A 13,618-nucleotide genomic window follows, 5' to 3' on the forward strand; every position below is an offset into this window, starting at 1 on the left:
GATGAGCCGGCGAACCGACCGTCAGCCCAGGAAGCCGCGGAGCAGGGCGGCCGTGGCGGCCAGGTGCTCCTCGGTGGCGCGGCGGGCGGTGTCGGCGTCGCCCGCGAGGATCGCGTCGACCATGCCGCGGTGCTGGTGGGCGGCGTGGTCGATGTTGCGGTCCAGGATCGGGATCGCGTTCAGCAGGTCGTTGAGCCGCATGCGGGCCTCGGCGATCGCGGTGGCGAGGGAGCGGGAGCCGGTGAGTTCGGCGATCGCGAGGTGGAAGCGGGAGTCGAGCCGCCTGTACTCCTCCGGCGGGGCCTGCTCCAGGTCGGTGAGCCGCCGCCGCAGGTAGGCGCGCTGCTCGGCGGTGAGGTCGCGGCGGGCCGCCGTCTCGGCCGCGCCGGCCTCCAGGACGAGCCGGTAGGTCAGCGCGTCCTCCAGCTCCTCGCCGAGGTCGCTGGCGGCGCGGCGCAGGTCGGCGACGTCCGGCGGCGGCATCCGGTAGGTGACGAAGGTGCCGCCGTAGCGGCCGCGGCGGGACTCCACCGCACCGGCCTGCTGCAGCGAGCGGATCGCCTCGCGCAGGGTCTCGCGACCGATGCCGAGCCGGGCGGCGAGCTCGCGTTCGGCGGGCAGCCGGTCGCCGTGGCCGAAGACGCCGAGCTTGATGGCCTGCAGCAGCCGTTCGACGGTCTCCTCGAAGGCGTTGCCCGTCCGGACGGGCCGGAAGATCGCCCCCGCCTGCCAGTCGATCCCTGCCTCGTCCACGCGGGCATCGTACCCAGCCCCGACGTCCGGCCCCGGCGGGCCGGGGTCCTTCGCCGCGTCCCTCTTGACGTGCCCCGAACCCAGGGTGAACGATGCTGCCCATCCAATGGTCTGGTTTCGGGCCATTGAATGTTCGGAGGGCGCACCCACACCGCCGTGGCTGCGCGTGTCCAGGCCCGCCTCACTCCCCAGGGGTGCCCATGTCCGCCGACCCCACACCCGACCAGGCAGCACAGCACACTCCCGCACCCGTGTTTCCGGCGGCGAACCCGCCCGTTTCCGCCGACGAACAGCGGCTCCACGAGCTGGGCTACGCCCAGGAGCTCACCCGCTCGATGTCCGGCTTCTCCAACTTCGCCGTCTCCTTCTCGATCGTCTCGATCCTCTCCGGCTGCCTCACCCTGTACGGGATGGGCATGAACACCGGCGGCCCGGCGATGATCGTCTGGGGCTGGCCGCTGGTCGGCCTGCTCACCCTCTGCGTGGGCCTGGCGATGGCCGAGATCTGCTCCAGCTACCCGACCGCGGGCGGCCTCTACTACTGGTCGGCCAAGCTGGCCCGCAGCCGCGGCGCCGCCTGGTCCTGGTTCACCGGCTGGTTCAACTTCCTCGGCCAGGTCGCCGTCACCGCCGGTGTGGACTACGGCGCCGCGTTCTTCACCAACGCCTTCCTCGCCCTGCAGTTCGACTTCGCGGCCACCCCGGCGCACACCGTGGAGATCTTCGCGGTGATCCTGCTGCTGCACGGCCTGCTCAACACCCTCGGCGTCAAGCTGGTCGCCCGCCTCAACGACGTCTCCGTCTGGTGGCACCTGGTCGGCGTCACCGTGATCGTCGGCGCGCTCGCGATCCTGCCGTCCAAGCACGCCTCGGCGTCCTTCGTCTTCACCGAGTTCGTCAACAACACCGGCTTCCACAGCCAGTTCTACGTCGCCATGCTCGGCCTGCTGCTCGCCCAGTACACCCTCACCGGGTACGACGCCTCCGCGCACATGACCGAGGAGACCCACGACGCGGCCCGCTCCGGCCCGCGCGGCATCGTCAACGCGATCACCGTCTCGCTGGTCGCCGGCTGGGTGCTGCTGCTCGGCATCACCTTCGCCATCCAGGACTACCAGGGCGCCCTCGACGGCGCGACCGGCGTGCCGCCCGCACAGATCTTCATCGACGCGATCGGCACCACCGGCGCCAAGCTGCTGCTGCTCATCGTGATCGGTGCCCAGTTCTTCTGCGGCATGGCCTCCGTCACCGCCAACTCCCGGATGATCTACGCCTTCTCCCGGGACGGCGCCCTGCCCGGCTCCGCCCTCTGGCACCGGATCTCGCCGCGCACCCACACCCCCACCAACGCGGTCTGGCTCGCCACCGGCGGCGCCCTGCTGCTCGGCCTGCCCGCCCTGTGGAACTCCACCGCCTACACCGCGGTCACCTCCATCTCGGTGATCGGCCTGTACATCTCGTACGTCATCCCGACATTCCTCAGACTGCGCCAGGGTGACGCCTTCCAGCGCGGCCCCTGGCATCTGGGCCGCTGGAGCAGGATCATCGGGACCGTCGCGGTCGGCTGGACGGCCGTGATCACCGTGCTGTTCATGCTGCCCACCGTCAGCCCCGTCACCGCCGTCAGCTTCAACTACACCCCCGTCGCGGTCGCCGTCGTCCTCGGCTTCGCCGGCCTGTGGTGGCTGGTCTCCGCCAGGCACTGGTTCACCGGCCCCAAGGTCCACGGCACGCCCGAGGAACTCGCCGCCCTCGAAGCCGAACTGGAGATCCGATGAGCAGCCCCAGGCTCACCCTCGACCGGCTGCGCGAGCTGGTCGCCGACGGCGCCGTGGACACGGTCGTCCTCGCCATGACCGACATGCAGGGCCGCCTGCAGGGCAAGCGCCTCGCCGCCGAGTACTTCCTCTCCGACGTCGTCCCCGGCGCCGCCGAGGGCTGCGGCTACCTGCTCGCCGTCGACACCGACATGAACACCGTGGACGGCTACGCCATCTCCTCCTGGGAGAGCGGCTACGGCGACCTCGTCCTGACCCCGGACCTCGCCACCCTGCGGATGGTGCCCTGGCACCCGGCCACCGCGATGGTCCAGTGCGACGTCCACCACCACGACGGCCGCCCGGTCACCGTCTCGCCGCGACAGGTCCTGCGCCGCCAGCTGGAGCGCCTGGCCGGCTACGGCTGGCAGGCGTACGCCGGCACCGAGCTGGAGTTCATCGTCTTCCGCGACACCTACGAGCAGGCCTGGGACCGCGCGTACCACGGCCTCACCCCGGCCAACCAGTACAACGTCGACTACTCCGTGCTCGGCACCTCCCGGGTCGAGCCGCTGCTGCGGCGGCTGCGCAACGGGATGGCCGGCGCCGGCCTCACCGTGGAGTCCGCCAAGGGCGAGTGCAACCTCGGCCAGCACGAGATCGCCTTCAAGTACGCTGAGGCCCTCACCACCTGCGACAACCACGCGGTCTACAAGACCGGCGCCAAGGAGATCGCCGCCCAGGAGGGCTGCAGCCTCACCTTCATGGCCAAGTACGACGAGCGCGAGGGCAACTCCTGCCACATCCACCTGAGCCTGCGCGATGCCGCCGGCTCCCCGGTGATGGCGGGCGACGGCCCGTACGGCTTCTCCCGGACCATGGAGCACTTCCTCGCCGGGCAGCTCGCCTGCCTGCGGGAGTTCTCGCTGCTGCTCGCCCCGACGATCAACTCCTACAAGCGGTTCGTGCCCGGCAGCTTCGCGCCGACCGCGGTCGCCTGGGGCCGGGACAACCGCACCTGCGCGCTGCGGGTGGTCGGCCACGGCCCGTCGCTGCGCTTCGAGAACCGCGTCCCCGGCGGTGACGTCAACCCCTACCTCGCGGTCGCCGCGCTGATCGCCGCCGGGCTGCACGGCATCGAGCACCAGCTCGAACTCGAACCGGAGTTCACCGGCAACGCCTACGCCTCCGACGCGCCCCGGGTGCCCGCCACCCTGCGCGAGGCGGTGGACGCCTTCGAGGCGAGCGAGGCCGCTACCGAGGCCTTCGGCAAGGACGTCGTCCGGCACTACGCGCACGCCGGCCGGGTCGAACTCGCCGCCTACGACCGGGCGGTGACCGACTGGGAGCGGCGCCGCGGATTCGAGCGGTTGTGAGTCCCGTGCGCCACCGCCCGCTCATCGGCATCACCAGTTACCAGGACGAGGCCGCCTGGTCGGTCTGGCGGCAGAGGGCCTCGCTCGTCCCGCAGACCTATGTCGACGCGGTCTCCCGGGCGGGCGGCACGCCCGTCCTGCTGCCCCCGCAGCCGGGCGGCGTCGGCCGGCTGGTCGAGGCGCTCGACGGCGTCGTCCTCGCCGGCGGCGCCGACATCGACCCGGCCCGGTACGGGGCCGCCGCCGACCCGCGCACGGGGGAGCCCCACCGGGCCCGCGACGACTGGGAGTTCGAGGTGCTGGCGGCCGCCCTGGCGTACGACCTGCCGCTGCTCGGGGTCTGCCGCGGCCTGCAACTGCTCAACGTCGCGCTCGGCGGCAGCCTGCTGCAGCACCTGCCCGACGGCAGCCACCAGCAGGTCCCGGCGGTGTTCGTGCAGCAGCCGGTGCGGATCCGGCCGGGCAGCAGGCTGGCCGGCATCCTCGGCGAGCACACCAAGGTCAACTGCTACCACCACCAGGCCGTCGCCCGGCTCGGCAGCGGTCTGCAGCCGACCGCCTGGAGCGCCGACGAGACGGTCGAGGCCGTCGAACTCCCGGACCACCGCTTCGCCCTGGGCGTCCAGTGGCACCCCGAGAGCGACCCCGACGACCTCCGCCTCTTCGAGGCCCTGACCCGGGCCGCCCGCGGATGAACGCCGGCCCGGCCACGGCCCGCGTCGCCTCTCCACCCGACAAGGAGCACCTGATGACCGACCCCGACCGCTACGAGGTGGTCAACCCGGCGACCGAGGAGGTGATCGCCACCGTCGACCTGGCGGGCCTCGCGGAGACGGACGCCGCGATCGCCCGGGCCCGGGCCGCGTTCGAGCAGTGGCGCCGGGTCGCCCCGGCGGACCGGGCCCGGCTGCTGCGGGCGTTCGCCGCGGCCGTCGACGCCGACCGCGAGCACCTCGCCGCCCTGGAGGTCGCCAACGCCGGGCACACCGTCGGCAACGCCCGCTGGGAGGCGGGCAACGCCCGTGACGTGATCGAGTACTACGCCGCGGCCCCGGAACGGCTGTTCGGCCGGCAGATCCCGGTGGCCGGCGGCGTCGACGTCACCTTCCAGGAGCCGCTCGGCGTCGTCGGCATCATCGTGCCGTGGAACTTCCCGATGCCGATCGCCGCCTGGGGCTTCGCCCCGGCCCTCGCGGCGGGCAACACCGTCGTGCTGAAGCCGGCCGAGCTCACCCCGCTGACCGCCCTGCGCCTGGGTGAACTCGCCCTGCAGGCGGGCCTGCCGGAGGGCGTGCTGGAGATCCTGCCGGGCCGCGGGCCGGTGGTCGGCCGGCGCTTCGTGACCCACCCGGACGTCCGCAAGGTGGTCTTCACCGGCTCGACCCGGGTCGGCAAGGAGATCATGGCGGGCTGCGCCGCGCAGGTGAAGCCGGTGACCCTGGAACTCGGCGGCAAGAGCGCCAACATCGTCTTCGCCGACGCCGATCTGGCGAAGGCCGCCGCCACCGCGCCCTACGCGGTCTTCGACAACGCCGGCCAGGACTGCTGCGCACGCTCCCGGATCCTGGTCGAGGAGTCGGTCTTCGAGGACTTCATGGCGCTGCTGGAGCCGGCCGTCCGCGGGGTGCGGGTCGGCGACCCGGCGGACGAGAAGACCGAGATGGGCCCGCTGATCTCGGCCGCGCACCGCGAGCGGGTGGCCTCCTACGTGTCGGAGGCGGCCTTCCGCGGCAGCGCGCCGGAGGGCCCCGGATTCTGGTACCCGCCGACGGTGCTGGCACCGGTGCGGCACGACGACCGGGCCTTCACCGAGGAGATCTTCGGCCCGGTGGTGGCGGTGGTGCCGTTCCGCGGTGAGGAGGACGCCCTGCGGATCGCCAACGCCACCGACTACGGCCTGTCCGGCTCCATCTGGACGAGGGACGTGGGCCGTGCGCTGCGGGTCGCCCGCGGCGTGGAGGCGGGCAACCTGTCCGTCAACTCGCACTCCTCGGTGCGCTACTCGACGCCGTTCGGCGGATTCAAGCAGTCCGGTCTGGGCCGTGAGCTCGGCCCGGACGCCCTCAGCGCCTTCACCGAAACCAAGAACGTCTTCATCTCCACGGAGGAGTGACCAGCATGACCAAGCGACTGGACGGCCGGGTGGCGGTCATCACCGGAGCGGGCAGCGGCATCGGCCTGGCCACCGCGCGGCGGTTCGCCGCCGAGGGCGCCAAGGTCGTCTGCGTGGACCTCGACGAGGAGACCGGCGCCAAGGCGGCGAACGAGGTCGGCGGCCTGTTCGTGCAGGCCGACGTCACCGACGAGGCGGCGGTGCGCGCCATGTACGAGCGGGCGGTCGAGGAGTACGGCAGCCTGGACATCGCGTTCAACAACGCGGGCATCTCCCCGCCGGACGACGACTCCATCCTCACCACCGGACTGGAGGCGTGGAAGCGCGTCCAGGACGTCAACCTGACCAGCGTCTACCTGTGCTGCAAGTACGCGATCCCGCACATGCAGCGGCAGGGCAAGGGCTCGATCATCAACACCGCCTCGTTCGTGGCGGTGATGGGCGCGGCGACCTCGCAGATCTCCTACTCCGCCTCCAAGGGCGGCGTGCTGGCGATGTCGCGGGAGCTGGGCGTGCAGTTCGCCCGGGAGGGCATCCGGATCAACGCGCTCTGCCCGGGGCCGGTGAACACCCCGCTGCTGCAGGAGCTGTTCGCCAAGGACCCGGAGCGGGCCGCCCGCCGCCTGGTGCACATCCCGCTCGGCCGGTTCGCCGAGCCGGAGGAGATCGCCGCCGCGGTGGCCTTCCTGGCCAGTGACGACTCCTCGTTCATGACCGCCAACACCTTCCTGGTGGACGGCGGCATCTCCGGCGCCTACGTCACCCCGCAGTAGCGGGCACGGGACCGGCGACGGCCGGGCGGCTCCCCCGGGGCCGCCCGGCCGTCGCCGGTCCTGCGGGGTCGGTCGTACGGGTCAGGAGGACGAGTCCCCGCCGACCGCGACGCCGATGCCGTAGCCGTAGGCGTCGCCGCCCACGGCGAGGGCCGCACCCTCCGCGGAGGAGGCGTCGCCGCCCACCGCGAGCGCGTGCTCGATCAGCGCGTCGGCGTCGCCGCCGACCGCGAGGGCCTCGCCCTCGGCGGAGGAGGCGTCGCCGCCGACGGCGAGCGAGCCGTGGGCGGCGGCCGCGCCCGCGGTGCCGAAGACGGCGAGGCCGGAGATGAGCGCGGCGGTGGTGATCCTGGCAAGGCTGGAGCGCATGAGTCCTCCTGGTCGGGAAGCCGGACGGCACCGATCCTGCGGCCCGCACCGCCCGCGTACGAACCGACACGGCCCGATCACCCGCCCGCCTCACCTCGACGGAGCAGCCCGTGCGCCGTCCGGGTGAGATCAGGCGGCGCCCCGGGCGGCGCCGGGCGGCAGCTCCAGTTCGTACCAGACGACCTTGCCGTCCTTGGTGGCGCGCACGCCCCAGCGGTGCGCCAGCTCGTTGACCAGGTGCATGCCGCGGCCGCCCTCGTCCTCGGCGCGGGCGCGGCGCAGCCGGGGCTCGTGCCGGTCGCGGTCGGCGACCTCCACGGTGAGCACCTGGTTGCGGAACATCCGCAGCTGCACGGGGGCGCCGGCGTGCACCAGGGCGTTGGTGATCAGCTCGCTGGTCAGCAGCTCGACCATGTCGGTGAGCCCGTTCAGCCCCCATTCGGTGAGCGTGTCGCGGGCGAACCGCCGGGCGTGCCGGACCATGGCGCGGTCCCCGGCCAGGGTGAGGGTGGCGAGCCGGTCGCTGCCGATCGGCCGCGAGTGCGCCATGATCACCGCGATGTCGTCCTGCCCGGCGGCGGCGCCGAGCGCGGCCAGCACCGCGTCGCAGGTCTGCTCCAGCGAGCTGCGGCGCTCGGCGACGGTGCGGCGCAGCAGGTCGATGCCCTCGTCGAGGTCGCGGCCGCGGCGTTCGACCAGGCCGTCGGTGTAGAGGACGAGGATGGCGTCCTCGTCGAGCGTGGTGTGCACCGACTCGAAGGGCACGCCGCCGACGCCGAGCGGCGCGCCGGGAGGCAGTTCGAGCAGTTCGGTGGAGCCGTCGGCGCGGGCGATGACGGGCGGCAGGTGGCCGGCGGTGGCGGCGGTGCAGATCCGGTCGACCGGGTCGAAGAGCACGCAGACGCAGGTGGCGAACTGGCTCTCGCCGATCGCGGCGGCCGCGTCGTCGAGCCGGCGCAGCACCCGGGCCGGGTCCATCTCCAGGGTGATCAGCGTCCGGGCGACGGTGCGCAGCTGGCCCATGGTGGCGGCGGCCCGGATGCCGTGGCCCATCACGTCGCCGACGATCAGCGCGACCCGGCCGCCGCTGAGCGGCACCACGTCGAACCAGTCGCCGCCGACCTCGCTGATCACGCTGCTGGGCAGGTAGCGGTGGGCGATCTCCAGGCCGGGGGTGCGGTGCACGTCCTGCGGCAGCAGGCTGCGCTGCAGGGTGAGCGCGGTGTCCCGCTCGCGGCGGTAGATCCGGGCGTTGTCGATGCAGACGGCGGCCCGGGCGGCGAGCTCCTCGGCGAGCGCCACGTCCGCGTGCGTGAAGGACTCCGGGTTGTGGGTGCGGACGAACTCGACGCCGCCGAGCACCGTGCCGCGGGCGAGCAGCGGCACCATCAGGTACGAGTGGACGCCGGCCTCCAGGCTGGGGGCGATCCGGTTCGGGTGGGCGACGATCCGGCGCAGCGCGGCCTCGTCGACGTGCGGCACCAGGATCGACCGGCCGGTGCGCAGGCTCTGCGCGTACAGCTGCGCGGAGCGCGAGCCGCCGCCGACCGGGTCGGCCGCGCCGATCATGGTGCCGCTCGCGCCGACCTCGCCGACCGCGACGGCCCGCAGCATCACCGAGCCGTCCCGGGGCACCGGCTCGGGCTCGTCGCCCTCCAGCACCGACTCCAGCAGGTCGACGGTGACGAAGTCGGCGAACCGCGGGATCACCACGTCGATCAGCTCCTGCGCGGTGCGCTGCAGGTCGAGGGTGGTGCCGATCCGGGTGGACGCCTCGTTCAGCAGGGCGAGCCGGGCCTGCGCGGCGCCGGCCGCCTCCAGGGCGCGCTGGCGCTGCTCGGCGGCGTCCCGCTCCCGGGTGTAGAGCAGCGCGTTGTCGATGGCGACGGCGGCCCGGGAGGCGAGCTCACCGGCGAGGCGCAGGTCCTCCTGGTCGTACGGGCGCTCGGTGACGCTGCGGTAGAAGGTGGCGACGCCGACGGCGGAGCCGCGGGCGATCAGCGGCACCACCATGACCGAGCGGACCCGCTGCTCGCGGACGGCCGCGGCCCGTTCCGGGTCGTCGTTGAACCAGTTGAGGGTCGGCTCGTCCAGCTCCGGCAGCAGTACCGGCCTGCGGTGGGCGAGCACCCAGGCGTACGGCGTCGACGGGTGGAAGCGGTGCACGCTGCCGACCGGGGAGACCGGGCTCATGCCGCTGCCCGGCACGGTGTGGAAGGCCATCCGGCGCAGCACCGCGGACCGGTCTGCGCGGCCGGGCGCCCCGGTCTCGGCGCCGCGCACCAGGGCGTCCAGCACCTCGACGACGACGGTGTCGGCGAGCCGCGGGCTGGCCGTCTCGGCGAGCTCCCGGGCGGTCTGCGCGAGGTCGAGGGTGGTGCCGATCCGGGCCGAGGCGGCGTTCACCAGGGCGAGCCGCTCCTGTGCGGCGCGGGCCTCGGTGAGGGCCTGCTCGCGGGCCTGCGCGGTCTGCTGCTGGTGCAGGTAGAGCCGGGCGTTGTCGATGGCGACGGCGGCCCGGGAGGCCAGTTCGTCGCCGAGGGTGCTGTCCTCCGGGCCGAAGCCCTCCCGGTCGGGGCTGCGCGAGTACACCACCATGCCGAGCACGGTGCCGCGGGCGACCAGCGGTGCGACCCGCACCGGCCGCGGCCGGTCGTCGAGGTAGTCGCGGACGCGCTCGGTGAGCGCCTCGTCGGCGAGCAGCGGCAGGTCCCAGTTGGGGGCGACGATCGTCCGGCCGGAGCTCAGCGCCTGCTCGTACACCGATCCCGGCGGGATCCGGTACACCGCCTCGGTCGGCAGCTCGCCGATCGGGTGCTCCGGATCGGCGGTGGCGACGGCGAGCCGGCGCACCCGCAGCCCGTCCTCGCCGGTGGTCGCCTCGGCGCCGGAGACGAGGTGCTCCAGGGCGAACACGCCGACCGCGTCGGCCAGCCGCGGCACGATCACCTCGGCGAGCTCCCGCGCGGTCTGCCGCAGGTCCAGCGTGGTGCCGATGGAGACGGTGGCCTCGGCGAGCACCGTCAGCCGCTCGCGGGCCATCGCCGCGGCGTGCTCGGCCCGGTACCGCTCGGTGACGTCGACGATGGTCGAGCTGACCCCCAGCACCTGCCCGCCGGGCTCGTCCAGCCGGAAGTACGACGCCGACCAGGCGTGGTCGTGCGTCGGGTCGCTCGGGGTGCGGCCGTGCGAGCGGGAGTCGACCACCGGCGGCCCGCCGTCCAGGACCTTGCGCATCACCGCCTCGACCTCGCGGCCGTTGATGCCGGGCAGCACCTCGGTGACCCGCCGGCCGAGGTGCTCGGCGACCGGCAGGCCGTTGATCTTCGCCAGCGCGCTGTTCAGCCGGACGAACCGCAGCTCCGAGTCGTACACGGCCATGCCGACCGGTGACTGGGTGAAGAAGCCGTCCAGCACGGCGAGGTCCGCCTGCAGGCGGCGCAGCGCCGTGACGTCCGAGGCCACCGCGAGGACGAGCGGCCGCCCGTCGGGCCCGGCGATGGGGTGGGTGCGGAACTCCAGGTTCACGTGGTGGCCCTCGCGGTGCTTCACCGGGAACACCCCGGACCAGGCCCGACCGCTGACGATGTGGTCGAACAGGGTCAGCACGTCGTCCCGCTGGTCCTCGGTGATCAGCAGGTTCGCGGCGAACTCGCCGATCGCCTCCTCGGTGCTGTAGCCGAGCAGCATCTCCGCGTCGCGGCTCCAGTGCAGGATGCGCCCGTCCTCGGCGATCAACGCCGTCGCGATCGGCACCATGAGCAGCCCGTCGCGGGCGTGCCCGTCGGGCCCCTCCGCAGCCGGATCCCGGCGGTTCGGGGAGCTCGTGCCCTGCTCGGGATTGTCCATGCCAGGCACCGTCCAGAGATCGGCCTTCCGCCCTGCCATCCTCCCATGGCAGCCGGAGCCCGCCCAGAGGAGCGCACGGCCGTACGGGCGTCCCGGTGCGGCCGATAGGGTTCGCACGGTGAGACGCAGGCCAGGCATCCCGGCGAGCCCGCTGCCGCAGCGGGAGGGCATCGACGCGGTCCGGCTCCGGCTGCCGCCGGACGGGCCGTGGCCCACCGCGGGCGCGTACCTGCTGGAGCGCTACGGCCGGGCGGTCGGCCCCGAGCGGGTCGCCGACATGCTGCGGGCGGGCGTCTTCGTCACCGCCGACGGCCCGCTCACCGCCGACACCCCCTACCGGCCCGGCGGCTACGTCTGGTTCCACCGGGACCTGGAGCCGGAGACCCCGGTGCCCTTCGCCGTCGACGTCCTGCACCGGGACGAGCGGATCCTCGTGGTCGACAAGCCGCACTTCCTGTCCACCACCCCGCGCGGCCGGCACGTCACCGAGACGGCCCTCGCCCGGCTGCGCCGCGACCTCGGCCTGCCCGGCCTCAGCCCCGCCCACCGGCTCGACCGCCTCACCGCCGGACTGGTGCTGTTCGTCGTCCGCCCCGAACTGCGCGGCGCCTACCAGGGCCTGTTCGAACGCCGCGCGGTCCGCAAGGAGTACGAGGCGATCGCCGGACTCGACCCGCAGCGGCCGATGCCGGTCACCGTCCGCAGCCGGATCGTCAAGGAACGCGGCGAGCTCGCCGCCTTCGAGGTCCCCGGGGAGCCCAACAGCGAGAGCCGGATCGAGCTCGCCGAGCACCGCGACGGCCTCGGCCGGTACCGGCTGCACCCGCACACCGGCCGCACCCACCAGCTGCGGCTGCACATGGCCTCGCTCGGGCTGCCGATCCTCGGCGATCCGCTCTACCCGCGGGTGCTCACCGAACCGGCCCCGGACGACTTCCGCCGCCCGCTCCAACTGCTGGGCGCCGTGCTGGAGTTCACCGACCCGGTGAGCAAGGAGCCGCTCCACTTCGAAAGCCGCCGCACCCTGGCCGCCTGGACCTCCCCCGAAACCTGGGGCACCGCATAGGGGCGCTGCTCACGTCCCCTCCGAAGCGATCGCCCGTACGGCGGCGACGGTGTCGGCTTCGGCGGCGGTCTTGTCGGGGCGGTAGCGGACGACCCGGGCGAACCGCAGGGCCAGCCCGGCCGGGTAGCGGGGACTGCGCTGGAGGCCGTCGAAGGCGACCTCGACCACCAGCTCCGGACGGACCTGCACGTCGTAGTCGCCGCGGCCGGTCTCCCGCGCGAGCAGCTCCCGGGTCTGCCAGGCCAGCAGTTCGTCCGTCAGCCCCTTGAAGGTCTTGCCGAGCATCACCCACTCCGGCAGGCCCGCCTCGCCGCCGGACCGGGCCCCCAGGTGCAGGTTGCTCAGCCACCCGCGGCGCCGCCCGGTGCCCCACTCGGCGGCCAGCACCACCAGGTCCAGGGTGTGGTGCGGTTTCACCTTGATCCATCCGGCGCCGCGGCGGCCCGCCTCGTACCGTGCAGCAAGGTCCTTGACGACCACGCCCTCGTGGCCGCGGCCGAGCGCGTCGGCGAGGAAGCCGGCGGCCTGCTCCGGGTCGGCGGTGACCAGCCGGGGCACCCGCCGCGGTTCGTCGACCAGGCCGGCGAGGGCGGCCCAGCGGCGTTCGCCCGGTTCGTCCACCAGGTCGGTGCCGTCGAGGTGCAGCAGGTCGAAGAAGTAGGGGTGCAGCGGCACCTCGGCCCGCAGCCGTTGCGGGTCCTGCCGGGAGGCGGTGCGCCCGGCCGTCACCTGGAACGGCCGGGGCCTGCCGTCCGGGCCCAGGGCGATCGCCTCGCCGTCCAGGACGGCGGCGCGGACGGGCAGGGCCAGGGCTGCCTCGACGAGTTCGGGGACGCGGGCGGTGATGTCGTCCAGGCTGCGGGTGAACACCCCCACCTCGCCGCCCGACCGGTGCACCTGCACCCGGATCCCGTCCAGCTTCCACTCCAGGGCCGCGGGGGAGACCTTCGCCAGTGCTTCGGCGACGCCCGGCGCGGAGGAGGCCAGCATCGGCCGCACCGGCCGGCCGACCTCCAGTCCGAAGGCGGCCAGCGCCGCCGCCCCGCCGGTGAGCGCCGCCTCGGCGACCGCCCGGGCCGAGCCGCGGAACATCAGCGCCCGCCGCACCGCGGGGACGGGCACCCCGGCGGCCGCGGCGACGGCCTCCGCCATCACGCCGTCCAGCGCGCCCTGCCGCAGTTCGCCGACCAGCACACCGCGCAGCAGCCGCTGTTCGGGGGCGGTGGCCCGTCCGAAGAGGGAGTCGAGCAGGGTGCGCCGGGCGGCCTGCGCGCCGCGGCCGTGCACCGCCGCCAGGTCGCCGAGCAGGGTCTCGGTCTCGGCCGTCCCGAGCGTGGCCTCCGCGGCGGGCGGGGGCAGCTCGCGCAGCGCCGCGTAGCCGACGCCGACGCGCATCCGGCGGGACTCGCCGGAGAGCAGGGCGACCGCCGCCGGGGCCTCCTGCGGGCCGAGGTCGCGCAGGCAGTCCGCGAGCAGGACGATCTTCGCCGTCCGGCCCGGCTCGGCGGCCACGGCCTCGGACGCCCGGGCGACGCGTTCCAGCACGGCCGACTCCCTCCCGC

General features: G+C 74.0%; 10 protein-coding genes. 6 read left to right on the forward strand and 4 right to left on the reverse strand.

The window, feature by feature from the left end; all coding sequences use genetic code 11:
• Positions 1-21: 21 nt before the first annotated feature.
• A complete protein-coding gene (locus tag AB0O09_RS02830) occupies positions 22-753 on the reverse strand; it encodes an FCD domain-containing protein (protein ID WP_344627499.1) in 732 nt (243 codons plus the stop codon).
• Between the two features lie 335 nt (positions 754-1,088).
• On the opposite strand from AB0O09_RS02830, the gene AB0O09_RS02835 reads away from it, so the two are divergent.
• The 5 genes from AB0O09_RS02835 to AB0O09_RS02855 are packed head-to-tail and all read left to right on the forward strand — an operon-like array spanning position 1,089 to position 6,772.
• Positions 1,089-2,531, forward strand: a complete 1,443-nt coding sequence (locus tag AB0O09_RS02835; protein ID WP_363539757.1) for an amino acid permease — start codon at positions 1,089-1,091, stop codon at positions 2,529-2,531.
• Positions 2,528-3,886: a glutamine synthetase family protein gene (locus AB0O09_RS02840; protein ID WP_363539538.1), complete on the forward strand. Its 1,359-nt coding sequence runs from the start codon at positions 2,528-2,530 to the stop codon at positions 3,884-3,886. The genes AB0O09_RS02835 and AB0O09_RS02840 overlap by 4 nt, the downstream gene beginning before the upstream one ends.
• The gene (locus AB0O09_RS02845; RefSeq protein WP_363539540.1) at positions 3,883-4,581 is read left to right on the forward strand and encodes a gamma-glutamyl-gamma-aminobutyrate hydrolase family protein; all 699 of its coding nucleotides are present in this window, start codon (positions 3,883-3,885) and stop codon (positions 4,579-4,581) included. Before AB0O09_RS02840 ends, AB0O09_RS02845 begins: the two co-directional genes overlap by 4 nt.
• 53 nt (positions 4,582-4,634) lie before the next feature.
• Positions 4,635-5,999 (forward strand): aldehyde dehydrogenase family protein, encoded by a 1,365-nt coding sequence (locus tag AB0O09_RS02850; protein WP_363539542.1) that lies wholly within the window; start codon positions 4,635-4,637, stop codon positions 5,997-5,999.
• Between the two features lie 5 nt (positions 6,000-6,004).
• Positions 6,005-6,772: a 3-oxoacyl-ACP reductase gene (locus AB0O09_RS02855; protein WP_263106550.1), complete on the forward strand. Its 768-nt coding sequence runs from the start codon at positions 6,005-6,007 to the stop codon at positions 6,770-6,772.
• Positions 6,773-6,853: 81 nt separating this feature from the next.
• Here the strand turns inward: AB0O09_RS02855 and AB0O09_RS02860 are convergent, their stop codons facing one another.
• Complete coding sequence (locus AB0O09_RS02860) at positions 6,854-7,141, reverse strand: hypothetical protein (protein WP_363539544.1); 288 nt, start codon at positions 7,139-7,141, stop codon at positions 6,854-6,856.
• A gap of 129 nt (positions 7,142-7,270) precedes the next feature.
• Complete coding sequence (locus tag AB0O09_RS02865; RefSeq protein ID WP_363539546.1) at positions 7,271-10,990, reverse strand: SpoIIE family protein phosphatase; 3,720 nt, start codon at positions 10,988-10,990, stop codon at positions 7,271-7,273.
• A gap of 118 nt (positions 10,991-11,108) precedes the next feature.
• On the opposite strand from AB0O09_RS02865, the gene AB0O09_RS02870 reads away from it, so the two are divergent.
• On the forward strand, positions 11,109-12,056 hold the full coding sequence (locus tag AB0O09_RS02870; RefSeq protein ID WP_363539548.1) for a pseudouridine synthase: 948 nt from the start codon (positions 11,109-11,111) through the stop codon (positions 12,054-12,056).
• A gap of 9 nt (positions 12,057-12,065) precedes the next feature.
• On the opposite strand, the gene AB0O09_RS02875 is transcribed toward AB0O09_RS02870, so the two are convergent.
• Positions 12,066-13,601: an ATP-dependent DNA ligase gene (locus AB0O09_RS02875; protein ID WP_363539550.1), complete on the reverse strand. Its 1,536-nt coding sequence runs from the start codon at positions 13,599-13,601 to the stop codon at positions 12,066-12,068.
• Between the last annotated feature and the right edge of the window lie 17 nt (positions 13,602-13,618).

Origin of the sequence: Kitasatospora sp. NPDC093679 (genome assembly GCF_040683455.1) — a bacterium.
GTDB classification, from domain to species: Bacteria; Actinomycetota; Actinomycetes; order Streptomycetales; family Streptomycetaceae; genus Kitasatospora; species Kitasatospora arboriphila.